Origin of the sequence: Limnohabitans sp. DCL3 (assembly GCF_048019295.1) — a bacterium.
GTDB lineage: Bacteria > Pseudomonadota > Gammaproteobacteria > Burkholderiales > Burkholderiaceae_C > Limnohabitans_A.
In genome coordinates this window covers 2905862-2928124 of the sequence record NZ_CP171842.1, presented here as the reverse complement: position 1 = coordinate 2928124, position 22263 = coordinate 2905862, and the positions used below count along the sequence as shown (strand labels likewise).

Annotated in this window: 24 protein-coding genes; 16 read left to right on the top strand and 8 right to left on the bottom strand. The window is 59.9% G+C overall.

All coding sequences use genetic code 11. The features are described 5' to 3' along the window. The first annotated feature begins 9 nt into the window (after positions 1 to 9). The 4 genes from trkA to ACHEXK_RS13175 are packed head-to-tail and all read left to right on the top strand — an operon-like array spanning position 10 to position 3721. Complete coding sequence (gene trkA / locus ACHEXK_RS13190; protein ID WP_416546776.1) at positions 10 to 1401, top strand: Trk system potassium transporter TrkA; 1392 nt, start codon at positions 10 to 12, stop codon at positions 1399 to 1401. Continuing rightward, positions 1401 to 2864, top strand: a complete 1464-nt coding sequence (locus ACHEXK_RS13185) for a TrkH family potassium uptake protein (RefSeq protein ID WP_416546775.1) — start codon at positions 1401 to 1403, stop codon at positions 2862 to 2864. The genes trkA and ACHEXK_RS13185 overlap by 1 nt, the downstream gene beginning before the upstream one ends. Before the next feature lie 36 nt (positions 2865 to 2900). After that, complete coding sequence (locus ACHEXK_RS13180) at positions 2901 to 3332, top strand: rhodanese-like domain-containing protein (protein WP_416546774.1); 432 nt, start codon at positions 2901 to 2903, stop codon at positions 3330 to 3332. Beyond that, complete coding sequence (locus ACHEXK_RS13175; RefSeq protein ID WP_416546773.1) at positions 3332 to 3721, top strand: YchJ family protein; 390 nt, start codon at positions 3332 to 3334, stop codon at positions 3719 to 3721. The genes ACHEXK_RS13180 and ACHEXK_RS13175 overlap by 1 nt, the downstream gene beginning before the upstream one ends. Here ACHEXK_RS13175 and ACHEXK_RS13170 read toward each other — a convergent pair. Next, positions 3697 to 4113: a VOC family protein gene (locus ACHEXK_RS13170; protein WP_416546772.1), complete on the bottom strand. Its 417-nt coding sequence runs from the start codon at positions 4111 to 4113 to the stop codon at positions 3697 to 3699. The genes ACHEXK_RS13175 and ACHEXK_RS13170 overlap by 25 nt on opposite strands. 68 nt (positions 4114 to 4181) lie before the next feature. Here ACHEXK_RS13170 and ACHEXK_RS13165 point away from each other — a divergent pair, with 68 nt between their 5' ends. Beyond that, complete coding sequence (locus tag ACHEXK_RS13165; RefSeq protein ID WP_416546771.1) at positions 4182 to 4829, top strand: HAD family hydrolase; 648 nt, start codon at positions 4182 to 4184, stop codon at positions 4827 to 4829. Between the two features lie 22 nt (positions 4830 to 4851). Here the strand turns inward: ACHEXK_RS13165 and ACHEXK_RS13160 are convergent, their stop codons facing one another. After that, positions 4852 to 5895, bottom strand: a complete 1044-nt coding sequence (locus ACHEXK_RS13160; protein ID WP_416546770.1) for an AraC family transcriptional regulator — start codon at positions 5893 to 5895, stop codon at positions 4852 to 4854. Positions 5896 to 6040: 145 nt separating this feature from the next. On the opposite strand from ACHEXK_RS13160, the gene ACHEXK_RS13155 reads away from it, so the two are divergent. The 9 genes from ACHEXK_RS13155 to ACHEXK_RS13115 are packed head-to-tail and all read left to right on the top strand — an operon-like array spanning position 6041 to position 14314. Further along, positions 6041 to 7648: a carboxyl transferase domain-containing protein gene (locus ACHEXK_RS13155; protein WP_416546769.1), complete on the top strand. Its 1608-nt coding sequence runs from the start codon at positions 6041 to 6043 to the stop codon at positions 7646 to 7648. A 45-nt stretch (positions 7649 to 7693) separates the two neighbouring features. Beyond that, positions 7694 to 8230, top strand: a complete 537-nt coding sequence (locus ACHEXK_RS13150; protein WP_416546768.1) for a DinB family protein — start codon at positions 7694 to 7696, stop codon at positions 8228 to 8230. Next, positions 8227 to 9009: an enoyl-CoA hydratase/isomerase family protein gene (locus ACHEXK_RS13145; RefSeq protein WP_416546767.1), complete on the top strand. Its 783-nt coding sequence runs from the start codon at positions 8227 to 8229 to the stop codon at positions 9007 to 9009. Before ACHEXK_RS13150 ends, ACHEXK_RS13145 begins: the two co-directional genes overlap by 4 nt. Positions 9010 to 9019: 10 nt before the next feature. Continuing rightward, entirely contained in the window at positions 9020 to 11029 is a 2010-nt protein-coding gene (locus tag ACHEXK_RS13140; RefSeq protein WP_416546766.1) for a biotin carboxylase N-terminal domain-containing protein, read from the top strand. Positions 11030 to 11041: 12 nt separating this feature from the next. Continuing rightward, positions 11042 to 11962 (top strand): 2-hydroxyacid dehydrogenase, encoded by a 921-nt coding sequence (locus ACHEXK_RS13135; protein WP_416546765.1) that lies wholly within the window; start codon positions 11042 to 11044, stop codon positions 11960 to 11962. 8 nt (positions 11963 to 11970) lie between these two features. Beyond that, entirely contained in the window at positions 11971 to 12879 is a 909-nt protein-coding gene (locus ACHEXK_RS13130) for a hydroxymethylglutaryl-CoA lyase (RefSeq protein WP_416546764.1), read from the top strand. A gap of 3 nt (positions 12880 to 12882) precedes the next feature. Further along, a complete protein-coding gene (locus ACHEXK_RS13125) occupies positions 12883 to 13395 on the top strand; it encodes a YbaK/EbsC family protein (RefSeq protein WP_416546763.1) in 513 nt (170 codons plus the stop codon). Further along, positions 13392 to 13658 (top strand): DUF1289 domain-containing protein, encoded by a 267-nt coding sequence (locus ACHEXK_RS13120; protein ID WP_416546762.1) that lies wholly within the window; start codon positions 13392 to 13394, stop codon positions 13656 to 13658. Before ACHEXK_RS13125 ends, ACHEXK_RS13120 begins: the two co-directional genes overlap by 4 nt. A 14-nt stretch (positions 13659 to 13672) precedes the next feature. Further along, positions 13673 to 14314, top strand: coding sequence for a 2-hydroxychromene-2-carboxylate isomerase (locus ACHEXK_RS13115; protein ID WP_416546761.1), 642 nt, complete (start codon positions 13673 to 13675; stop codon positions 14312 to 14314). An 8-nt stretch (positions 14315 to 14322) separates the two neighbouring features. Here ACHEXK_RS13115 and ACHEXK_RS13110 read toward each other — a convergent pair whose 3' ends face one another. From ACHEXK_RS13110 to ACHEXK_RS13085, 6 genes are all read right to left on the bottom strand, one after another. Beyond that, a complete protein-coding gene (locus ACHEXK_RS13110; RefSeq protein WP_416546760.1) occupies positions 14323 to 14580 on the bottom strand; it encodes a DUF4212 domain-containing protein in 258 nt (85 codons plus the stop codon). Position 14581: 1 nt separating this feature from the next. Continuing rightward, positions 14582 to 16306 (bottom strand): GMC family oxidoreductase, encoded by a 1725-nt coding sequence (locus ACHEXK_RS13105; RefSeq protein WP_416546759.1) that lies wholly within the window; start codon positions 16304 to 16306, stop codon positions 14582 to 14584. A 209-nt stretch (positions 16307 to 16515) separates the two neighbouring features. Beyond that, on the bottom strand, positions 16516 to 18630 hold the full coding sequence (locus ACHEXK_RS13100; protein ID WP_416546758.1) for a sodium:solute symporter family protein: 2115 nt from the start codon (positions 18628 to 18630) through the stop codon (positions 16516 to 16518). Beyond that, positions 18627 to 18890, bottom strand: a complete 264-nt coding sequence (locus ACHEXK_RS13095; RefSeq protein ID WP_416546757.1) for a DUF4212 domain-containing protein — start codon at positions 18888 to 18890, stop codon at positions 18627 to 18629. The genes ACHEXK_RS13100 and ACHEXK_RS13095 overlap by 4 nt, the downstream gene beginning before the upstream one ends. Before the next feature lie 80 nt (positions 18891 to 18970). Next, positions 18971 to 19588: a tetratricopeptide repeat protein gene (locus tag ACHEXK_RS13090; protein ID WP_416546756.1), complete on the bottom strand. Its 618-nt coding sequence runs from the start codon at positions 19586 to 19588 to the stop codon at positions 18971 to 18973. After that, positions 19579 to 19875, bottom strand: a complete 297-nt coding sequence (locus ACHEXK_RS13085; RefSeq protein ID WP_416546755.1) for a hypothetical protein — start codon at positions 19873 to 19875, stop codon at positions 19579 to 19581. Before ACHEXK_RS13085 ends, ACHEXK_RS13090 begins: the two co-directional genes overlap by 10 nt. On the opposite strand from ACHEXK_RS13085, the gene ACHEXK_RS13080 reads away from it, so the two are divergent. Together ACHEXK_RS13080 and ACHEXK_RS13075 are read left to right on the top strand one after the other, a co-directional pair. After that, positions 19874 to 20164, top strand: coding sequence for a hypothetical protein (locus ACHEXK_RS13080; protein ID WP_416546754.1), 291 nt, complete (start codon positions 19874 to 19876; stop codon positions 20162 to 20164). The two genes, ACHEXK_RS13085 and ACHEXK_RS13080, sit on opposite strands and share 2 nt — an antisense overlap. Before the next feature lie 279 nt (positions 20165 to 20443). Continuing rightward, entirely contained in the window at positions 20444 to 22207 is a 1764-nt protein-coding gene (locus ACHEXK_RS13075; RefSeq protein ID WP_416546753.1) for an MFS transporter, read from the top strand. The last annotated feature ends 56 nt before the right edge of the window (positions 22208 to 22263 follow it).

Sequence of the window (22263 nt, the reverse complement as noted above, 5' to 3'; positions counted from 1 at the left end):
TCAGCCCTCATGAACATCATCATCCTGGGCGCGGGCCGTGTGGGCGAAAGCGTCGCTGAAAGCCTGGTTTCCGAGCAAAACGACATCACCGTCATTGACCAGGACCCGGTGCGTCTGCGTTTGCTCGAGGAGCGCTTGGACTTGCGTGGCGTGGTGGGCAACGGCATCCAGCCTTCGGTGCTGCGCGAAGCCCGAGCGCAGGACGCGGACATGCTGATTGCCTGTGCGCCGATTGACGAGTCGAATTTGGTGGTCTGCAAGATCGCCCACGATGTGTTCAACGTGCCCACCACCATCGCCCGACTGCGTTCGCCCGAGTTCAACGAGGGCGACGAGTTATTGGGTAAATCTGGTTTTGCGGTGGACCATGTGATCTGCCCCGAAGAGTCGGTGATGCGCTACATCGAACAGCTCATCCAGTACCCTGAGGCACTGCAGGTGCTCGAGTTTGCTGAGGGTCGCGTCTCCCTGATCGTGGTGCGCGCCGCAGCCGATAGCCTGTTGGTCAATCACTCCATTGCCCAGTTCCGTGAGCGTTTGCCACATGCCGAAATGCGCGTGGTGGCTTTGTACCGGCAAGACACCTTGGTGGACGCCTTGCCCGAGACCCGCATTCTGCCTGGTGACGAAGTTTTTGTGCTGGCCGACACCCGCAAGATCCGTCTGGTGCTGGCCGGCATCCACAAAACCGACCAACCTGTGCAGCGCCTGATGCTGGCCGGTGGCGGCAAAGTGGGTCTGCGCCTGGCGCGCATACTGGCTGACCAGTACGAGGTGAAATTGATCGAGCGTGACAAAAAGCGCTGCGAATATCTGGCCAGCCAGTTGCCGTCGAGCATGCTCATTCTCAACGGCGACGGCGCAGACGAAGATTTGCTGCACGAAGAGAACGTGGGCAATATGGACTTGTTTTTGTCGCTGACCAGCGACGACGAGGACAACATCATGTCGGCCATGCTGGCCAAGCGCATGGGCGCTCGTCGCGTCATGGCCCTGATCAATCGGCGCGCGTATGCCGACATGCTGCAAGGCAGCACAATCGACATTGCGATCTCGCCCGCACAAACCGTGATTGGCGAATTGCTGGCACACCTGCGCCGGGGCGATGTGGCCGCAGTGCACAGCCTGCGCCGAGGAGCGGCAGAGGCCCTGGAGGGCATTGCGCGCGGCGACATCAAGACCTCCAAGTTGGTGGGGCGGCGTGTCGAAGATATCCAACTGCCCCAAGGCGTGAGCATGGGGGCCATTGTGCGCGGGGAAGGTAAAAAATCCGAAGTGCTCATGCCGCACCACGACACCCTGATCGAAGCCAATGACCACATCATCTTGTTCATTCCCAACAAGCGTGATGTGCGTGCGGTGGAAAAACTTTTCCAGGTCAGCGCGACCTTCTTGGGTTGATGTTCACGTTCTTCGCTCCCGTGTTGTCTTTGATGGCACGTATCCTGATCGCGTTTTCGGTCACGTTTTGGGTGCCGGGCATCTGGGCCTGGTTCGAAGACCACCGCGATTTACAGTGGATCTGGTTGGCCGGTTTTGGCCTGACGGCTGTCAGCGGTTTGGTACTGGCGGCGCTCACCCGGCAGCACCGGCGTGAATTAAAGACCAAAGACGGTTTCTTGTTGGTCAACATGGTGTGGCTGGTCTTGCCGGCTTACTCGGCTTTGCCCCTCATGTTTCTGGTGCCCGAGATCACTTGGTTCAAGGCCTACTTTGAAGCCATGAGCGCCTTGACAGCGACCGGAGCCACCGCCTTGTCTGGACTCGACCACTTGCCGGTTTCGGTCAACATCTGGCGTTGCTTTTTGCAGCTCATCGGTGGTCTGGGCATCATGCTGTTGGTGGTGGCGGTGTTGCCCATGTTGGGCTTGGGCGGCATGCAGCTCTACAAAACCGAAACGCCGGGGCCGATGAAAGACACCAAGTTCACCCCCCGCATTGCCGAGACAGCGCGGGGCTTGTGGGGTGTGTACTTTTTGTTTTCGGGCGTGTGCCTGCTGGCGTACCGCTGGGCCGGGATGAGCTGGGCCGATGCCTTCATGCACATGTGCACCACCATGGGGCTGGGTGGTTTTTCGTCGTACGACGCCAGCCTTGGGCACTTCAACTCGCCCATGATCGAGTGGGTCGCCATCGTGTTCATGACCCTGGCGGGCATCAGCTTTGTGCGCTACTTTGTGGTGCTGCGCAGCCGCTCCATCCGGCCCATCAGCCACGATCGCGAGATTCGCACTTATCTGGGTGTTTTGATGGCCGCCACCCTGTTGGTGATGGCGCTGCTGTTGGTCCATGGCGTGTATGACAACGGCCTGGAGGCTTTGCGCATGAGTGCTTTCCATGTGGTGTCGTTGGCCACCACCACCGGTTATGCCGCCACCGATTACGCGCAGTGGCCGGTGTTTGCGCCCATCTTGTTGATGTTTCTGGGCTGCTTTGCGTCGTGTGCAGGCTCCACAGGCGGCGGCATCAAGATGGTGCGCATGGTGTTGCTGGTCAAGCAAGCCCGGCGCGAGCTGGTGCGCATCATCCATCCCCGCGTCATCAACCCCGTCACGCTGGGCGGCGCTGTGATTCCCATGTCGGTCATGACGGCGGTGCTGGGCTTCATGCTGATTTATGGTGGGGCCACCATGGGCCTGAGCATGCTGCTCTTGCTCAGCGGCATGGACATCGTGACCGCGTTTTCGGCCGTCATCGCCACCGTCAACAACATCGGCCCGGGTTTGGGCCAAGTCGGACCCTCTGGCAATTACGGCGGTCTGAACCCCTTTCAGCTGGGTGTTTTGAGTTTTGCCATGCTGCTGGGCCGACTGGAGTTGCTGTCGGTGCTGGTCTTGTTCAGCTCGCACTTCTGGCGCAAATAAAACCGGCTTTTTTCACGTCAAAACAAGGAGACACACATGCCCATCACCAAAGGTTTTCAAGTCCTCGTCGACGAGGCCATGGCCCAGGTCACGACGCACAGCGTGGCAGCGGTGCGCACCCGCATGAGCGACCCTAACGTGCAGATCGTTGATATCCGCGATCCGCGTGAGCTCGAGCGCGAAGGCACCTTGCCCGGCGCTTTGCTCGCGCCCCGGGGCATGCTCGAATTCTGGGTGGACCCGGCCTCGCCCTACTTCAAGCCCGTGTTTGCGGACGAGAGCAAACAGTTCATCCTGTTTTGCGGTGCAGGCTGGCGCAGCGCCCTGGCCACCAAAACACTGCAAGACATGGGCATGACCAATGTGGCCCACATCGACGGCGGTTTTGCGGCCTGGAAAAAAGCAGCGGCACCCATCGTGACCATGGCACAACACAAGGCCGAAAGTGCGGCCCGCCAAGGCGCTTGATGAGGGCGCCATGCCCTTGCGGTCGCACCGGTCCCAAAGTCCAAGTGCTGGCCTTGGACGATTGCTGCGGTCCGCTGCACGCAGGCCAGGCGGCCCCCGATGCTGAGCGCCTCATGCGCTCGCGCTACAGCGCCTTTGTGCTGGGCGACGTGCCTTATTTGTTGGCGACTTGGCACAGCAGCCAGCGTCCTGCCGAGCTGACGCTGGAGTCCGGTGGCCAATGGTTGGGCTTGGAGATCAAACACCAGCGCGTCACCGGGGCTGACACCGCCGAGGTCGAATTTGTGGCGCGATTTCGGGTGGGCGGCAAAGCGGTGCGCCAGCACGAACGCAGCCGCTTTGTGCGCGAAGACGGACGCTGGTTTTATGTGGACGGCGACGTGCTCTGAGTGGGCACTTCATACAACTCCAGCGGCAAGCCATCCGGGTCGGCAAAAAACACGAATCGTTGTCCCGTGTATTCATCGGTGCGAATGTCTTCGACCGAAACGCCTTGTCCCTGCAGGTGCAGCGCCCATTCGCTGACGCTGGTTACGGCAAATGCCAGGTGGCGCAAACCTTGCGCTTCGGGATAGCTTGCGCGCGGTGGTGCGCCCTTGAAAGAAAACAACTCGATTTGACCGCCATCTGGCAAGGCCAGATCCAGTTTCCAGGAGTCACGCGCTGCACGGAAGTTTTCAGCCAAAATTTTCAGGCCCAACACATGCGTGTAAAAGCGTTTGGAGTGTTCGTAATCCGAGCAGATGATGGCCGCATGGTGGATGCGCAGCAGGTTGGGCATGGTGAGCGTTTTGGCAGTCGTTCAGAGCCCCTAGTTTGCCTTGAAGCCATGGCTTTATGATCAATGCCATGAACTTTGAAGCCATTTTGTTTGACTGCGACGGCGTGCTGGTGGACAGCGAAGCCATCACCTGCGGCGTGCTGCGTGACATGTTTGAAGAGCAAGGCTGGCGCATGACACTGGCCGAGTGCATGCAGCGCTTTGTGGGTCACACCGTCAAAAGCCAGCGCACCACCATCGAGGCGCACACCGGTCAGCCACTCACCGATGCGTGGCTGGAACAGTTTTATGCCCGGCGCAACGAGCGTTTGACCCAAAGCATCACGGCCATCGACGGCGTGCACGACGCGGTGGCGCATCTGCACGACCATTGCCAGGGCCGCATCGCCGTGGCCTCGGGCGCCGACCGCTTCAAGGTCGAGATGATGCTCAAGCAAGTGGGTTTGATTCACTTTTTTGAAGGCCGCATTTTCAGCGGCCACGAGATGCCGCGCAGCAAACCCCACCCCGATGTGTACCTGGCCGCAGCCGCGCATTTGCAAGTGGACCCGGCGCGTTGCTTGGTGGTGGAAGACACCACCGTGGGCATCACGGCCGGTGTGGCCGCAGGGGCCACGGTGTGGGCCTATGCTGCGCCGCCGGCCGAGCATGCGCCGCTCCTGCAGGCAGGCGCCCAGCGGGTGTTCACTGGCATGCACGACTTGCGGCTGGCCTGAATCCGACATCGGCCAAAGCCTTTTAAGTGGGCTTGGCCAGCCTGAATTCTTCGGGTGTTCGGCCTGTCCAGCCCTTGAAGGCCCGCATGAAACTCTTCTCATTGTGAAAGCCTACATCGGCCGCAATCTGTTTGATGGGGCGCTGCGTGCGCAGGAGCAACTCGCCCGCCATTTCGCGGCGCACGCTGTCTTTGAGTTGCTGCAAGCTCGCACCTTCTTCCTTGAGTTGCCGGTGCAGCGTGCGGGCTGACAGGTTGAGCCACGCCGCCAGGTCGTCGGCGTTGCGGCTGTGCTCGGGGTGTTCGGCCAGGGTTTGGCGCACTTTTTCCACCAGCAAACGGTCGCGTCGGTAAGGGCGAACGGTCAGCAGCAGGGCGCGTTGCAGCATGTGCTGCAGAGCGGCTTCGTCGCGGCGCAGGGGCAGTAGCAAGTAACCCGCGTCAAAGCTCAGTCGGCTGTGTGAGGCCATGAATTGGCACGGACCATCAAACAGCACACCATAGCTTTCAGCATGAGGGGGCGGCGCAAAGTGCAGCGCGGTGGCGCTCAGCGGGATGCGCGAATCGGTCAGCCAGCAGGCCACACCCAGCGCGTTGCGCAGCACCGACACGGTGCAGAACTCCCGCAGGTCTTGCAGGCCGTGGGTTTCGTGCAGTTCGATGTGGGCCAGGCCATCGGATGTGCTCAGGTTCAGGCGGATGTCGTCCGTCAACAGGTTGTGGTGACGGCACCAGCGGCTCAGTGCCACGCCCAAAGTGGGCGCGGTCAGGGAGGCCCGCACCAACATGCCGTAGCTGCCCCAGGGCAGGCGGCGGCGAAACCAGCCCAGCGCTTCGTCGTCCAGCTCGCGCATGGCGGTGGCCGAGAGCCATTCCATTTGCAAAGCGGTGATGCGTGACGTCGGTTGGTGAAATTGTTCTGGCGCAATTTGTGCTGCAGCCAGCGCAGGCCAGGGGTCCAGACCGCGCTGCGTGTAGGCGCCGGCAATCGCCCGGACAAAGGCCATGGGCGTCTCGGCCCGGCCGTGGCTGTCGGGGCTGGGGAGGGGGCGGCTGGTCTGGGGCATGGCGGTGTCCATTGTGGCATTGAATGTGGCGCGATTTGCAACCCATTTGACACCCCCACAGGCCTTGCTGCCTTTAAGCTGGCAGGCATCACACTGTTGACGCACCTTGGGCTTGGCCCCGGTGTGCCCGCTTCTAGGAATCACCATGACCGTTTTGCACACCCAATTGAACCCGCGTTCCGCCGATTTTCAGCACAACGCCGCTGCCATGCGCCACTTGGTCGACGACTTGCGCGTGCATCTGGAGCGCGTGGCTTTGGGCGGCGGCGAGGCCCCTCGCGCCAAGCACACCGCCCGGGGCAAATTGCTGCCGCGCGACCGTGTGCAGATGCTGCTCGACCCCGGCACGCCTTTCCTCGAAGTCGCACCCTTGGCCGCGCTCAACATGTACAACAACGACGCGCCCAGCTCCGGCGTGATCGTGGGCATTGGCCGCGTGAGCGGTGTGGACTGCATGATCGTGTGCAACGACGCCACGGTGAAGGGGGGTACCTATTACCCCATGACGGTGAAAAAGCATTTGCGCGCGCAAGAGATCGCGCAGCAAAACCGCTTGCCTTGCATCTACCTGGTGGACTCGGGCGGTGCCAACTTGCCCAACCAGGACGAGGTCTTCCCTGATCGTGACCACTTTGGCCGCATTTTCTTTAACCAAGCCAACATGAGCGCGCAGGGCATTGCGCAAATCGCAGTCGTCATGGGCTCGTGCACGGCGGGCGGCGCGTACGTGCCCGCCATGAGCGACGAGACCATCATCGTCAAAAACCAGGGCACCATCTTCTTGGGCGGACCACCGCTGGTCAAAGCCGCTACCGGTGAGGTGGTGAGCGCCGAAGATTTGGGCGGTGGTGATGTGCACACGCGCCTGTCGGGCGTGGCCGACCACTTGGCGCAAAACGATGTGCATGCGCTGGCGCTGGCGCGTCAAGCCGTGAGGAATCTGAACGCGCAAAAGGCCCCCAACATCGCCACGCACACGCCTGTGCCTCCGAAGTTCGACGCGCAAGAGTTGTATGGCGTGATTCCCACCGACACGCGCAAGCCGTTTGATGTGCGTGAGATCATCGCCCGCATCGTCGACGGCTCTGAGTTCGACGAATTCAAATCGCGCTTTGGAACCACGTTGATCTGTGGTTTTGCCCGCATCGAAGGCATGCCGGTGGGCATCATCGCCAACAACGGCATTTTGTTCAGCGAGTCGGCTTTGAAGGGTGCGCACTTCATCGAGCTGTGCTGCCAGCGCAAGATCCCGCTGGTCTTTTTGCAGAACATCACCGGCTTCATGGTGGGCCGCAAATACGAAAACGAAGGCATCGCCCGCAACGGTGCGAAGATGGTCACGGCCGTGGCAACAGCCGCTGTGCCCAAGTTCACCATCATCATTGGCGGCAGCTTTGGCGCGGGCAACTACGGCATGTGCGGCCGCGCCTACAGCCCCCGCTTTTTGTGGATGTGGCCCAACGCGCGCATTTCCGTGATGGGTGGCGAACAGGCCGCGAGTGTCTTGGCCACTGTCAAGCGCGACGGCATTGAAGGCAAAGGCGGCCTGTGGAGCTTGGAGGAAGAAGAGGCCTTCAAAGCCCCGATCAAGCAGCAATACGAAGACCAGGGCCACCCCTACTACGCCACGGCCCGCATTTGGGACGACGGCATCATCGACCCGGCCGACACGCGCCGCGTGCTGGCTTTGGGCTTGTCGGCCTCACTCAATGCGCCGATCCCCGAGACGAAGTTCGGCCTGTTCCGCATGTGATGGGGATGGCTTTTTTCATGCATACACTTTGAGAGGCTTGGACCCATGGACACACCGAACAACGCCTCCATTTGGCACCGCCACTTTGGTGGCATGGCCCGCTACCACGTCTGGGCCACACACCGCCTGCTCGAAGCGGTCTCGCGTGTGTCCGATGCAGACTATCGGCGCGACGTGGGCCTGTTCTTCCAAAGCCTCCACGGCACGCTCAATCACATGCTGGTGGCCGAGCACCTGCTTTGGTACGCGCGTTTTGCCAAAGGCACATCGCCCGTGCTGGCGCTGGACGCCGAGCTTGAACCCCACCGCGAACGCCTGGCGCAGGCGCTCAAGGGCGGATCGGCCAACTGGACACCTTTGATCGCCAGCTGGCCTGCTGAACGCTTTGATGGCCATTTGGACTACCGGACCAGCCAAGGCGACCCGTTGTCCTTGCCGTTTGCGGCCACCTTATCGCATGTGTTCAACCACGCCACCCACCACCGTGGGCAAATCACGGCGGCCTTGACGGCCGTGGGCCAGCCTTGCCCGGAGCTGGACATGGTGTATTTCCTTTTGTCAGAACAGGCGCCCAAAGCATGAGTACAACCCTGAAAATTTCGACCCAAGGCGGTGTGCACACCATCACGCTGTCGCGCCCCGATGTGCGCAACGCCTTCAACGACGAAGTCATTGCCGAGCTGAAAAACGCTTTTCTGGCAGTGGCCCAAGACAGCGCCGTGCGCTGCGTCGTGCTGGCCGCCGAGGGCCCGGCTTTTTGTGCAGGCGCAGACCTGAACTGGATGCGCCGCATGGCCGACTACACCCAGGGTGAAAACCTGGCCGACGCGGGCGAGTTGGCCGCCATGCTGCGCGCCATTTACGCATGTCCCCAGCCGACCATTGCCCGCGTGCAGGGCGATGTGTACGCGGGCGGCATGGGCCTGGTGGCGGCGTGTGACATGGCGGTGAGCGTGGACACTGCGAACTATTGCCTGAGCGAGGTCAAGCTGGGGCTGATCCCCGCCACCATCAGCCCTTACGTGATCCGTGCCATGGGCGCGCGTGCCGCGCACCGCTACTTCTTGACGGCCGAGCGCTTTGGCGCGGTCGAGGCGCACCGCATCGGTCTGGTGCACGAGGTGGTGAACGCCGACGCGCTGGACGTCAAAGTGGCGGAGCTCGCCCAAGCGCTGGTGAACGCCAGCCCCAACGCCGTGCGCGCCTGCAAGAAGCTGGTGCAAGACGTGGCCGAGCGTGAGATCAACGACGTGCTGGTGGCGCAGACGGTGGCCGGCATTGCCGACATCCGCGCCAGCAGCGAGGGCAAAGAGGGCGTGCAGTCCTTTTTGCAAAAACGCAAACCCCATTGGATGGCTTGAGGAAGCACTTATGTTCAAAAAAATCCTGATCGCCAACCGTGGCGAAATCGCCTGCCGCGTGGCGGCCACCGCCCGCCGCATGGGCATCCAGACCGTGGCGGTTTATTCGGACGCCGACGCCGGGGCCAAGCATGTGCAGGCGTGTGACGAAGCCGTGCATGTGGGCGGCTCGGCCCCCAAGGACAGCTACTTGCGCTGGGCGCGCATTTTGCAAGCGGCCAAAGACACGGGTGCAGAGGCCGTGCACCCAGGCTACGGTTTTTTGAGCGAGAACGAAGACTTTGCCAAGGCTTGCGCCGCGGCCGGTCTGGTGTTCATCGGCCCGCCCGCTTCGGCGATCTTGGCGATGGGCCTCAAGGCCGAGTCCAAGCGCTTGATGGAAGCAGCCGGTGTGCCGCTGGTGCCTGGTTACCACGGCGCCGACCAAGATCCAGCGTTGCTTCAACGTGAGGCCGACCGCATCGGTTATCCCGCCCTCATCAAGGCCAGCGCAGGCGGTGGCGGCAAGGGCATGCGTGTGGTGGAAAAGTCCGAAGACTTCGCCGCCGCCTTGGCCAGTTGCCAACGCGAAGCGATCAACAGCTTTGGCAGCGATGCGGTGCTGATCGAAAAGTATGTGCAGCGCCCGCGCCACATCGAGATCCAGGTGTTTGGCGACACACAAGGCAACTGCGTGTATTTGTTCGAGCGCGACTGCTCGGTGCAGCGCCGCCACCAAAAAGTGCTCGAGGAAGCGCCCGCCCCCGGCATGACCGAGGCCTTGCGTGCACAAATGGGCGCGGCCGCTGTGGCCGCCGCCAAAGCGGTGAACTACGTGGGCGCAGGGACGGTGGAATTCATCGTCGAGCAAACAGCGTACGACCAACCCGAATCCATGAAGTTCTTCTTCATGGAAATGAACACCCGCCTGCAGGTGGAGCACCCGGTGACCGAGGCCATCACTGGCCTGGACTTGGTCGAGTGGCAGTTGCGCGTGGCCAGTGGTGAGCCACTGCCTTTGCGCCAGGAGCAGCTGCGCATTCAGGGCCATGCCATTGAGGCGCGCATTTGTGCTGAGAACCCCGACAACAACTTCTTGCCCGCGACCGGCACCTTGCAGGTGTATCGAAAGCCACAAGCGAGCAGTTTTGAGCGGGGCACCATCCGCGTGGACGACGGCGTGCGCGAGGGTGACACCATCAGCCCGTTTTACGACTCGATGGTGGCCAAGCTCATTGTGCATGGCGACACCCGCGAGCAAGCATTGGCCCGGCTGGACACCGCTTTGGCGCAAACCCACATCGTGGGTCTGAACACCAATGTACAGTTCTTGCGCCATGTGGTGCGCTCCGAATCGTTTGCCACCGCCAAGCTCGACACCGCACTGATCCAGCGCGAAGCCGCCGTACTCTTCAAACAAGAAACCGTGGGCTTGGCCGCCGCCGTGGCCGCCGTGGTGGCCCACACCCTGCACGCCGAAAAAGCCCTGCAAGGCGCAGACCCCTTCAGCCGCCGCGACGGCTGGCAGTCGCACGGGGTGGCGCAGCGCCGCTTTGAGTTTGTGTGGCAAGACCAGCCGCGTTCAGCCCGTCTGAACTGCCTGCACGGCGGCGCTGTGAGCCTGTCGCTGGAGGGCGATCACGCTGCATCTGGCCTGCTGAGCTTTGCATCCCATGGCGTCGGCCTGTGGGTGCAGTGGGGCAGCACTCCTCGCTGCTTCAGTCAACTCGACTGGCAAGGTGAAACCGCGCACATTTTCACGCCCCAAGGCGCGACCCGCATCACCGTGCTGGACCCGTTGGCGCACGCTGGCGAAGCGGCGCAAGAAGGCGGGCGCCTCACGGCCCCCATGCCCGGCAAGGTGGTGTCCTTTGCCGTCAAGGCGGGCGACAAGGTCAAAGCCGGGCAGGCACTGGCCGTGATGGAGGCCATGAAAATGGAGCACACCATCAGCGCCCCCCAAGACGGCACCGTGGCCGAGTTGCTCTACGCGCCGGGTGACCAAGTCGCCGATGGGGCAGAGCTGCTCAAGCTGGGCTGACACAATTGGCCCATGAACATTGCCATTTGCTTTGACAAGTTGGACCCTGCGCCCTGGGTGCAGGGCTTGCAAAAAGCCTTTCCCCAGGCCCGCGTGACCGCTTGGGCCCCTGGTGCACCGCCTGCCGATCATGCCATTGTTTGGGCGCCGCCCCAGCAGTTCATCGACGAGCAGCCGGGGTTGCAAACCTTGTTCAACATCGGCGCGGGTGTGGATGCTTTGCTCCAGCTCCGTCTCCCGCCCAGCCTCAAAGTGGTGCGCCTGGACGACGCAGGCATGTCGGTGCAAATGGCCGAATATGTGTGCCACGCCGTGATCCGGCATTTTCGCGAGTTCGACGGCTACGACGCCGACACCCAAGCGGGTAAATGGTCGTACCGCAAGCCACGCAGCCGGGCCGACTTTGCCGTCGGCGTGATGGGCTTGGGTGTGCTGGGCGAGCGGGTGGCCAAGGCGCTGCAGGTGTTTGACTTCCCGGTCAATGGCTACAGCCGCAGCCCCAAAGACCTGCCGGGCATCCGCTGCTTCAGCGGAGCGCAGGCTTTGCCGGAATTTTTGGCCGCCACGCGCGTGCTGGTGAACCTGATGCCGCTCACGGCCGAGACCGAAAACATCCTGAACAAAGACACGCTCTCGCAGCTGCAAAAAGGCGGTTACGTCATCAACGTGGCCCGTGGCAAACACCTGGTGGACGAAGACCTGATCGCCCTGATCGACAGCGGTCATCTGTCTGGGGCCATGCTCGATGTGTTTCGCACCGAACCCTTGCCAGCCGATCACCCGTTTTGGCGGCACCCCAAAATCACCGTCACACCGCACACATCCGCACGCACCCTGCGCGAGGAAAGCATTGCCCAAATTGTCGGCAAAATGCAGGCTTTGCAGCGCGGGGCGTCGATCAATGGCGTCGTCGATCCACAGCGCGGTTACTGAAAGTCTATATGTCACTGCCTTCACGCGTTCAACTCATTGACGTCGGTCCCCGAGACGGTTTGCAAAATGAGAAGCAGCCCGTGCCGGCTGCCGTCAAGATTGAATTGGTGCACCGCCTGCAGGCCGCAGGCCTGACCGAGATCGAAGTCACCAGCTTCGTCAGTCCCAAGTGGGTGCCTCAGATGGCCGACAACGCGCAAGTGATGGCGGGCATCCAGCGCCAAGCGGGCGTGCGTTACTCGGTGCTCACGCCCAACTTGCAGGGTTTTGAAGCCGCCCTCTCAACCCAGCCCGACGAGATTGTGGTTTTTGGCGCGGCCAGCGAAGCCTTCAGTCGCAAAAACATCAATTGCGCCATCGAAGAAAGCATCGAGCGATTTGCCCCTGTGGTGCAGGCGGCGTTGGCGGCGGGGATTGCGGTGCGCGGGGCCATGAGCTGCACCGTGGGCTGCCCCTACGAGGGCGAAGTGTCGCCCAAAAGTGTGGCCCACTTGGCCGGTTTGATGAAGCAGATTGGCGTGCAGCGTGTGGACGTGGCCGACACCATCGGCACCGGCACACCGCTGAAGGTGCAGCGTGCCCTGGAAGCCACCCTCCAGCATTTCGACTTGGACCACATCTGCGGGCATTTCCACAACACCTACGGCCAGGCATTGGCCAACACCTTGGCCGCCTTGCAAATGGGGGTGTGGAACTTCCAATCGTCCGTCGCGGGTCTGGGGGGCTGCCCCTATGCCAAAGGCGCAACAGGCAATGTGGCCACCGAAGATGTGGTGTACATGCTCCACGGCATGGGTATCACCACGGGGATTGACCTCGACCAACTGGTCGATGCCGGCGCGTTCATCAGCGACTTTTTGGGACGCAGCCCCAACGCCAATGTGGCCAAGGCCATCCTCAACAAGCGGGCAGGTTGAGTGATGTGCGGCGCCGAACTTCATGCCTTGCCGGATGGCGTCCAGCGTGTGGCCCAGGTTTTGCAAGACGCCAACCACCCGCACGCACCACTCATGCTCGAGGGAGCCGCCCGCACCGCTCAAGAGGCGGCCGACGGCCTGGGCGTGCAGTTGGGGCAAATTGCCAAGAGCGTGATCTTCAAACGCAAAGAAGACGGTGTGACCGTGTTGGTGGTCACCTCGGGCGACCGGCGTGTGGACGAAAAGAAAGTCGCGGCGCTGGTGGGCAAGATCGGCCGTGCCGATCCCGATTTCGTGAAAGCGCAAACCGGTTTCAGCATTGGCGGCGTCTCACCCGTGGCGCACCTGAACCCGCCTGTCACTTTGCTGGACCAAGACCTGTGGCGTTTTGACGTGGTTTGGGCTGCAGCAGGACACCCGCATGGCGTGTTTCAGTTGCAGCCCGAAGACCTCAAGCGCTTGACCGGTGCGCCCGTGGCGGATGTGGTCCAAATCCTTTCAGAGGCCAGTGCATGAGCGAACATTATTGGAAAAAACTCAGTGAGCGTGCCGCCCTGGTTTTGGCCCAGTCGGTGCCGCTTGCACCCAACTCGGTGCCATCACCCTGTGTGTCGCTTTGCCTGATGCACCCGAGCGGCGGTTTCTGCGAGGGTTGCTTGCGCACCTTGCCCGAAATCGGCGGATGGAGCCGTGCCACCGACGAAGAAAAGCGGCAAGTCTGGGCCCAGATTCCAGAGCGCTTGCAGCAACGCCGAACCCCCAACAGTGGACCCACTTAACCCAGAGGGTAGCCATGAAAACCATCCACTTTTACCTGGACTTCATCTCACCCTATGCCTGGTTGGCCTTTGACGCTTTGCCTCGGGCACTGCAGGGCATCAGCCACCGTGTGGTCTACAAACCGCTGCTGTTTGCAGCATTGCTCAAGCACCATGGCCAATTGGGTCCCGCAGAGATGCCCAGCAAGCGCGACTGGACTTACCGCCAAGTCTTGTGGTTGGCCAAGCAACAGGCCACCCCCTTGCAGTTGCCAGCCGCGCACCCGTTCAACCCACTCGGCTTGCTGCGCCTGGCCAGTGCTTGCGATGCCCTGGGGCAGCCCAACCGGTTGGTGTGCGAAAAAATTTTCAGGCATGTGTGGTGCACGGGGCTGGATGCGGCCGATCCTGAACGACTCGCCAACTTGCAAGAAGAACTGTCTCCCCATTTGCACCGCACGGCTGATCAGGGGAAGCAAGCCCTGCAAACCCACGGCCAAGAGGCGCTTGCCGCCGGCGTGTTTGGCGTGCCCAGCTTCGTGGTGGATGGCAAAGTGTTTTGGGGCCAAGACGCCTTGCCCATGCTGCGGGCCTATTTGCAAGGTGATGCGTGGTTTGGCGGACCGGATTGGGAAGCCCCAGGGCATTGTGCAGTCGGCATCAAGCGCGGCATTTGAAGCCCAAATCAAGGCCTGTTGGCGGTGTTGGAATCGGCTTCAGCCGCCTTGGCTTCCCATCGGTTCACCAGCCATGCGTAGACCACCACAATCACCAGAAAGACCAGCAGCGAGCCTTGTGCACTGAGCCAGAAGTGAAGGGGCCACCCCCCGACCTTGAACGACAAGTCGCGTGCAAAAAATGGCAGCACAAAATTCACACACACCCAGACGCTCAGCAGCACTGTGGTCAACACCCGTTTGCGAAAACGAAGGCGCGATGGCATGTCATGCACCCATGCGTTGCGCGGTATCTTCTGCAATCCACTGCGCTGCTTTTTCCGCGATCATGAGCGTGGGGCTGTTCGTGTTGCCGCTGGTGATGGTGGGCATCACGCCCGCATCCACCACGCGCAAACCAGCGACGCCCCGCACCTGCAAACGCCCATTGACCACGGCCAAGGGATCGTCCTCGCGCCCCATGCGGGTGGTACCGACTGGGTGGAAGATGGTGCTGGCGATGTCGCCTGCCAGTTTGGCCAACTCTTCGTCGGTTTGGTACTGCACGCCAGGCTTGAACTCTTCAGGCTGGAAGGGCTTCATCGCGTCCTGCGCCATGATGCGGCGCGTCACGCGCAAGCTGTCGGCGGCCACTTTGCGGTCTTCGGCCGTGGCCAGGTAATTGGGGGCAATGGCCGGAGCATCTTCAAAGCGGGGGCTGGTGATGTTCACCGTACCTCGGCTGCTGGGGTTGAGGTTGCACACGCTGGCCGTGATGGCCGGGAAGTTGTGCAACGGCTCGCCAAAGGCGTCCAAGCTCAGAGGCTGCACATGGTATTCCAAATTGGCGTGCGCCTGGGATGGGTCGCTCTTGGTGAACGCGCCCAACTGGCTGGGCGCCATGCTCATGGGGCCTGAGCGTTTGAAAGCGTATTCCATGCCGATCAGGGCCTTGCCCCACAGGCTGTTGGCCAAGGTGTTGAGGGTTTTGGCCCCTTTGACTTTGTACACCGAGCGGATCTGCAAATGGTCCTGCAGGTTGCCGCCCACGCCGGGCAAGTCATGAAGCACATCAACGCCAGCACCTTGCAATACAGCGGCAGGCCCGATGCCTGAGAGCTGCAAAATCTGCGCCGAACCGATGCTGCCCGCGCTCAAAATCACCTCTTGTGTGGCTTTGACTTCGACCATCTCCAGCCCCGTCCAGACTTGGGCACCCGTGCAACGCTTGTCGCCGTTGGCTTGGGGTTCAAGGATCAGCTTGCTCACCTGTGCTTTGTTCCAGAGCTCGAAGTTGGCACGGGCGTAACAGGTGGGGCGCAAAAACGCTTTGGCCGTGTTCCAGCGCCAACCGCTGCGCTGGTTCACATCGAAGTACGCCACGCCTTCGTTGTTGCCCCGGTTGAAGTCGTCGGTGGCCGGGATGCCCGCCTGCTGCGCGGCTTGAGAAAACGCGTCCAGCACGTCCCAACGCAGACGCTGCTTTTCGATGCGCCATTCGCCCCCGGTGTTGCGCCCGCGCAAGGTGTGCAGGTAGCCGCCTTTGGGCAAATCGGTAGGGGCCAGCAACGCTGACTTGACCCCTTTGGCGCCGTGAAATTCATTGGCGCCGTTGTAGTGGTCTTCGTGCAACTTGAAGTAGGGCAGTGTTTGGTCCCAGCGCCACGCGTCGTTGCCGGTGATCTGCGCCCACTGGTCGTAGTCGCGCGACTGGCCGCGCATGTAAATCATGCCGTTGATGCTGGAGCATCCCCCCAACACCTTGCCACGCGGGTAGCGCAGACTGCGCCCGTTCAGGCCCTCGGTGGGCTCGGTTTGGTACATCCAATCCGTGCGCGGGTTGCCGATGCAGTAAAGGTAACCCACGGGGATGTGGATCCAGTGGTAATCGTCTTTTTTACCCGCCTCGATCAACAGCACGCGCTTGCTGGCATCGGCACTCAGGCGGTTGGCCAGCAGGCATCCAGCGGTGCCGCCGCCAACAATGATGTAGTCAAAGGTGTTTTCGTTCATAGTTGGTGTTGTGCTGGCTGCAAGTTTCAAAGCATAGATGCTGAGCGACATACTGTAATGGATGAGGCCATGCTTGACGGCTTCGGTGGCCCATTCTCCGCTTGCATGCCGGCAGGACGCCATAAAAAAACCCGACCACATGTGATGTGATCGGGTGACTGTGCAAAAGTGATCAGGTTGGCAAGGCCATGCCCGCCCACTTGGCCCTCTCAATGCGCGGCAGTGCCTTGCGAAGTCGTACCATCAAAGCTGGGGAATCGGACGTTTTCCACCAGATCCTGAACTTCTTTCTCAGGTGCTTTGGTCAGCAACGACACGACGATGATCACTGCGAAGCCGACAGGCACACCAAAGATACCGGCTGAGATGGGTGCGATGTCCCACCAGGTGTTGGCTTTGAGGATTTCAGGCGTCAGCGAACCCTCATGGAATAAGCCGTACATCCAAGGATGTGTCTTGATCATGTAATAGAACGAGATGCCCAAACCCGCCAACATGCCCAAAGAAGCGCCCCATTTGTTGGCACGTTTCCAGAAGATGCCCAGGGTCAACGCCGGGAAAAAGGCTGCTGCTGCAAATGAAAATGCCGCAGACACCAGAAACAAAATGTCCGCCATGCGCAGCGATGCGACATAAGCAGCCGCCAAGGCCACGAACACCAAAATGACTTTGGAGATTGCCACGCGGCGGTTGGCCGAGGCATTGGGATCAATCACTTTGTAATACACATCGTGCGACAAGGCGTTGGCAATGGTGAGCAACAAGCCATCGGCCGTGGACAAAGCCGCAGCCAGACCCCCTGCTGCCACCAAACCAGAAATCACGAACGGCAAGCCGCCGATCTCCGGTGTTGCCAAGACCACAATGTCACCACCCAGGCGGATTTCTGCCAACTGCAAAATGCCATCTTTGTTGATGTCAGACACAGCCATCAGCGTGGGGTCAACCACGTTCCAGCGTGCAATCCACCCCGGCAGTTGGTCCATGGGGGTGCCCACCAGCAGCGTGTAAATGTCAAATTTGACCAACACTGCCAATGCTGGCGCTGTGAAGTACAGCAGCGAGATGAAGAACAGCGACCAAGCCACCGACTCACGCGCTTCACGCACCGACGGAACAGTGTAAAAGCGCATCAAGATGTGAGGCAATGCAGCCGTACCAATCATCAAGCAAAAGACCAGCGCCAAGAAGTTTTTACGTGCCACATCTCGGGCAGCGTCGTCTTTGCCTGGAAATGGCTCAGCATGACGCAGGGGTGGGGCTGCACGGGCGGTGTTGGTGGTGCGGGCTGCTGTGTAGGCCGCCTTGGCCGCCGCCTCGTCCTTTGGCAAAGCGGCAACAGCGGCCTCGGCGGCCTTGATGTCTGCTGCTGGCGCGTTGGCCGCTTTCAGCTCTTCCAGCTTTTTGGTGGCAGCTTCTTTGTCAGCGGCCATGGCTGCTGGCACATCTTTCAGCTTTTCAGCGGCCGCATCCGCACGTGCTTTGAAGATACCGCGAACCTCGAGTTCTTTGGGGTCTTTCAGCAGCAGCTCTTCTTTGGCGCTGACTTTTTCAAGCAGATAGCCATACGAGATCTGAGGCACGGGCATGTTGGTGTGTTTGACCGACAACCAGACCACGGGGATCATGTAAGCCACGATCAAAATCAGGTATTGCGCCACTTGGGTCCAAGTCACTGCGCGCATACCGCCCAAGAATGAGCAGACCAAGATGCCGGCCAAGCCGACATACACACCCACGTCGAAGGACAGGCCCGTCAAGCGGGCTGTGATCAAGCCCACCCCGAAGATCTGCGCCACCACGTAAACGAAGGACACCAAGATGGCTGCAAACACACCAATCAGACGTGCCATGTTGCCGCCATAGCGTGCACCCAAGAAGTCAGGGATGGTGAACTGACCAAACTTGCGCAGGTAAGGGGCCAGGAACAGCGCCACCAAACAGTAGCCGCCGGTCCAGCCCAAGATGAAGGCCAGTCCGCCGTAACCTGTCAGGTAGAGCGTACCGGCCATACCGATGAAGGAGGCTGCTGACATCCAGTCTGAACCGGTGGCCATGCCGTTGTACATGGCCGGTACACGGCGACCGGCTACATAGTATTCGGCCGCGTCGTTGGTGCGACTCATCACACCGATGCCGCCGTACAAAAGTACGGTGGCCGCCAGGAAGGCGTAACCAATGTACTCTTTGGGCATACCCATTTGCTCAAGGAAGGCGAGCAAAATCACGAAGGCTGCGAAACCTCCGCCGTAGAACATGAAAACTTTGTTCAAAGATTTCTGAAATTGGCCTTGGGTTTGGCCTTCGCCGGCAAAAATGCTCATGCTTCTTCTCCTTCTGCCACGCCATATTCTTTGTCGAGGTTGTTCATGTAGCGCGCGTAATACCAAATGATCAGGCAGTACACGATCAATGCCCCTTGGGCGGCTACCCAAAACGAGAATGGCCAGCCAAAAAAGCTGAACGTCAAGTCACGTGAAAAGTACAAAACCACAAACGTCACAAAGAACCAAAGGGCCAGCAGCAGCCCCGTGATTCTTAGATTTTTGCCCCAGTACTCCTGGTGCCGAGCGGTGAGCTGCATCGTTATCTCCTTCTTGTTAAAAAAATAAACTACCGACTGTCACACTTGAAATGCTCAGCCACCATGCGGTGGCGCTGGACTCACGCAGCCTTGTTCAACCGGAGCCCAGTTTCTCGTTCGAGTTGTGCGGCCACTTGGGGTTCGAAACCATTCAAGTGCCGCATCACGTCCAGCGCCTTGTCGGGTTCGGCCATCTCCATGTGCACACGGGCCATTTGGTACCAGGCATAAGGGCTCATGGATTGCAATTCGGTGTTGCGCCTGAAGGCGACCAAAGACGCTTCAAAACGTTGCTGGCGCACCAACACCAAGCCCAAGCCGTACCAGGCGCGGTCCATTTTTTCGTCGATGCGAATGGCAGACCTGAATGCTTGTTCGGCTTCGTGGCTGCGTCCCAATTCTTCGCAGACGAAACCCACATTGAAGTGGGCATTGGCTTGGTTCGGCGTGAGCACCAAAGCCCGTTCAAAAAATTCCAAAGCCTGAATCAACCGTCGATCGTTCAATTCTTTAAAACCCACGCTGTTCAGGGCCAAAACATCCTGTGGGTTGATCTCGAGGATCTTTTGAAAGACCTCATGGGCTTTGTTTCGCAAGCCGATGACCAAAAGAATTTTGGCCAAGAGGCGCAAGCCAAAACACCTGCCCCGGTGGGCTGTGCGGGAGCTACCGGCAATGGAGGGGGTGTTCACTGACATGCAGCGATCCCCAGTTCGAGGCAAAGCTCTATTTTCAGTTGCACCACAGCCACCCAGGCGATCAAAAGCCAGCTGCTGGTGGCCAGCGGTATATGTTGGTCCAGTATCAATTTGGGGCTGATTTTGCGTGTGAGCCACAGCGCTGGCTTGGAGGCCACATCCAGCAGTTGCCAAAAAACGTTGTGGTCACGGTTGGTGCCTGCAAGCAAGCCCAACAAGAAACGTCCGACGATGAACATGAGGGAGAGTTCGATCAGACTTTTGGCGATGACAACGGCGAGCAACATGATGAATTTGATGTGGGTCAAGAAATTTTCCGGATTCTATGAATTGCCCCGTTGTTCGTCTAACCGGCCGAAAACCCTTTTGGAAAATGGGCAAATGGCTTTTTTTGCCGATCTTGGAGGGGCCTCATTGGGAGAAATGATGAACCTGACAAGAGGCTTACATTTTTCGAGCCTTCGAGCGCAACTTGCAGACCTTGTTTCAAGGGAAAACACCGAGAAATTGGGACCGATTTCATCCGGGATTGTTCGGGGGTGGACAAGCCAGCGGGCAGGCATCAAGAAAGGCTGAGGAGGTGAGCGTGTGTTCAATGGCGGGCCAATGACACGGTCTGGGTGGGGAGGGCCAGTTCGATGTGAGCCGCCAACGCAGGGGGATGCGCATATTCCAGCCAAATAAATCACAGGGATTACCCTTGTCTTTCCCGCATTTTTCTCATTATGAAAAAAATACCTAGGGTTAGCGCTTGTTTGTAAGTATCTGTTGGTTCCCTGTCAGAACGGGGCAAGTGCAGGCCCCAAGAATCGCGCCAAGTTTCCGTGTCGGAGACTCTTTTTTGGAGACAGCTTTATGGCTACAACTGAAGCAAACCGCCCGATGTCGGCGGAAGAGAAGAAGGTGATTTTTGCCTCTTCTCTGGGTACCGTTTTCGAATGGTATGACTTTTACCTCTACGGCTCGTTGGCCGCGATCATTGCCAAGCAGTTCTTCAGCGGCTTGGACGAAGGCTCTGCTTTCATCTTCGCTTTGCTGGCGTTTGCTGCGGGCTTCATCGTGCGTCCCTTCGGCGCGATCTTCTTCGGCCGCTTGGGCGACATGATCGGCCGCAAGTACACCTTCCTGGTCACCATCCTGATCATGGGTGCTTCGACCTTCATCGTGGGCATCTTGCCCAACTACGCCAGCATCGGCGTGGCCGCACCCGTCATCCTGATCTGCCTGCGCTTGTTGCAAGGCTTGGCCTTGGGTGGTGAGTACGGTGGTGCCGCCACCTATGTGGCCGAGCACGCACCTGCTGGCAAGCGCGGTGCTTACACCGCCTGGATCCAGACCACAGCCACTTTGGGCTTGTTCTTGTCCTTGATGGTGATTCTGGGCACCCGCACCATCATCGGTGAAGAAGCCTTCGCCGACTGGGGCTGGCGCGTGCCGTTCATCGTCTCGATCATCATGTTGATCATTTCGGTCTTCATCCGCTTGAGCATGAACGAGTCGCCTGCTTTCGTGAAAATGAAAGCCGAAGGCAAGACCTCCAAAGCCCCTCTGTCCGAGTCTTTCGGCCAGTGGAAAAACCTGAAAATCGTGATCTTGGCCCTGATCGGTTTGACCGCGGGTCAAGCGGTGGTCTGGTACTCCGGTCAGTTCTACGCTTTGTTCTTCTTGACTCAAGCGTTGAAAGTGGACGGCGCCACCGCCAACATCATGGTCGCGATCTCCTTGATCATCGGCACACCGTTCTTCATCGTGTTCGGCGCTTTGTCTGACAAAATTGGCCGCAAGCCAATCATTTTGGCCGGTTGCTTGTTGGCTGCTTTGACTTACTTCCCCGTGTTCAAGGCCTTGACCAAGGCGGCTAACCCAGACTTGTACGCTGCACAAGCTGCATCGCAAGTGGTGGTGATTGCTGACCCAGCCGAGTGCTCGTTCCAGTTCAACCCCACAGGCACCAAGAAGTTCACTTCCTCTTGCGACATCGCCAAGCAACGTTTGGCTGGCGCATCGGTGAGCTACTCGAACGAAGTCGCACCCGCTGGTACCCCTGCCATCATCAAGGTGGGCGAGACCGTGGTGAACGTGAAATACTCGGCTGAAGACATCGCTGCTGCCAAGGCCAAAGCCGAGGAAAAGCTGGCTGCCCTGAACGCTGCAGAACCCAAAGATGCCAAGGCCATCGAAGCGGCCACCAAGTCCGTCAAAGACCTGAGCAACGAGAAGACCGCGGGTGCCACTTTGTTGGCTTCCAACCTGGGCGCAGCTCTGAAGGCCGCGAACTACCCCGTCAAAGCCGACATGGCCAAGTTCGACAAGGTCACCGTCATCATCATCCTCACCTACTTGGTGCTGCTGGTGACCATGGTGTACGGCCCGATCGCCGCCATGCTGGTGGAGATGTTCCCCACCCGCATCCGTTACACCTCCATGTCCTTGCCTTACCACATCGGTAACGGCTGGTTCGGTGGTTTGCTGCCCACAACCGCCTTCGCGATCGTGGCCCAGACCGGCAACATGTACAACGGTCTGTGGTACCCCATCATCATCGCTGGCGCAACCGTCGTGATCGGTGGCTTGTTCATCAAAGAAACCAAAGACGTCGACATCTACGCTGACGACTGATCAATCTTGTAAGTATCCCGGGGTGACTCGGGTGCTACATTTCGGGCCTTCCCTCT

What these genes read in the sequence shown, in the direction of transcription:
- trkA (WP_416546776.1), top strand. Translation starts at nt 10, where the DNA reads ATGAACATCATCATCCTGGGCGCGGGCCGTGTGGGCGAAAGCGTCGCT.
- ACHEXK_RS13185 (WP_416546775.1), top strand. Translation starts at nt 1,401, where the DNA reads ATGTTCACGTTCTTCGCTCCCGTGTTGTCTTTGATGGCACGTATCCTG.
- ACHEXK_RS13180 (WP_416546774.1), top strand. Translation starts at nt 2,901, where the DNA reads ATGCCCATCACCAAAGGTTTTCAAGTCCTCGTCGACGAGGCCATGGCC.
- ACHEXK_RS13175 (WP_416546773.1), top strand. Translation starts at nt 3,332, where the DNA reads ATGAGGGCGCCATGCCCTTGCGGTCGCACCGGTCCCAAAGTCCAAGTG.
- ACHEXK_RS13170 (WP_416546772.1), bottom strand. Translation starts at nt 4,113, where the DNA reads ATGCCCAACCTGCTGCGCATCCACCATGCGGCCATCATCTGCTCGGAT.
- ACHEXK_RS13165 (WP_416546771.1), top strand. Translation starts at nt 4,182, where the DNA reads ATGAACTTTGAAGCCATTTTGTTTGACTGCGACGGCGTGCTGGTGGAC.
- ACHEXK_RS13160 (WP_416546770.1), bottom strand. Translation starts at nt 5,895, where the DNA reads ATGCCCCAGACCAGCCGCCCCCTCCCCAGCCCCGACAGCCACGGCCGG.
- ACHEXK_RS13155 (WP_416546769.1), top strand. Translation starts at nt 6,041, where the DNA reads ATGACCGTTTTGCACACCCAATTGAACCCGCGTTCCGCCGATTTTCAG.
- ACHEXK_RS13150 (WP_416546768.1), top strand. Translation starts at nt 7,694, where the DNA reads ATGGACACACCGAACAACGCCTCCATTTGGCACCGCCACTTTGGTGGC.
- ACHEXK_RS13145 (WP_416546767.1), top strand. Translation starts at nt 8,227, where the DNA reads ATGAGTACAACCCTGAAAATTTCGACCCAAGGCGGTGTGCACACCATC.
- ACHEXK_RS13140 (WP_416546766.1), top strand. Translation starts at nt 9,020, where the DNA reads ATGTTCAAAAAAATCCTGATCGCCAACCGTGGCGAAATCGCCTGCCGC.
- ACHEXK_RS13135 (WP_416546765.1), top strand. Translation starts at nt 11,042, where the DNA reads ATGAACATTGCCATTTGCTTTGACAAGTTGGACCCTGCGCCCTGGGTG.
- ACHEXK_RS13130 (WP_416546764.1), top strand. Translation starts at nt 11,971, where the DNA reads ATGTCACTGCCTTCACGCGTTCAACTCATTGACGTCGGTCCCCGAGAC.
- ACHEXK_RS13125 (WP_416546763.1), top strand. Translation starts at nt 12,883, where the DNA reads ATGTGCGGCGCCGAACTTCATGCCTTGCCGGATGGCGTCCAGCGTGTG.
- ACHEXK_RS13120 (WP_416546762.1), top strand. Translation starts at nt 13,392, where the DNA reads ATGAGCGAACATTATTGGAAAAAACTCAGTGAGCGTGCCGCCCTGGTT.
- ACHEXK_RS13115 (WP_416546761.1), top strand. Translation starts at nt 13,673, where the DNA reads ATGAAAACCATCCACTTTTACCTGGACTTCATCTCACCCTATGCCTGG.
- ACHEXK_RS13110 (WP_416546760.1), bottom strand. Translation starts at nt 14,580, where the DNA reads ATGCCATCGCGCCTTCGTTTTCGCAAACGGGTGTTGACCACAGTGCTG.
- ACHEXK_RS13105 (WP_416546759.1), bottom strand. Translation starts at nt 16,306, where the DNA reads ATGAACGAAAACACCTTTGACTACATCATTGTTGGCGGCGGCACCGCT.
- ACHEXK_RS13100 (WP_416546758.1), bottom strand. Translation starts at nt 18,630, where the DNA reads ATGAGCATTTTTGCCGGCGAAGGCCAAACCCAAGGCCAATTTCAGAAA.
- ACHEXK_RS13095 (WP_416546757.1), bottom strand. Translation starts at nt 18,890, where the DNA reads ATGCAGCTCACCGCTCGGCACCAGGAGTACTGGGGCAAAAATCTAAGA.
- ACHEXK_RS13090 (WP_416546756.1), bottom strand. Translation starts at nt 19,588, where the DNA reads ATGTCAGTGAACACCCCCTCCATTGCCGGTAGCTCCCGCACAGCCCAC.
- ACHEXK_RS13080 (WP_416546754.1), top strand. Translation starts at nt 19,874, where the DNA reads ATGATGAATTTGATGTGGGTCAAGAAATTTTCCGGATTCTATGAATTG.
- ACHEXK_RS13085 (WP_416546755.1), bottom strand. Translation starts at nt 19,875, where the DNA reads ATGTTGCTCGCCGTTGTCATCGCCAAAAGTCTGATCGAACTCTCCCTC.
- ACHEXK_RS13075 (WP_416546753.1), top strand. Translation starts at nt 20,444, where the DNA reads ATGGCTACAACTGAAGCAAACCGCCCGATGTCGGCGGAAGAGAAGAAG.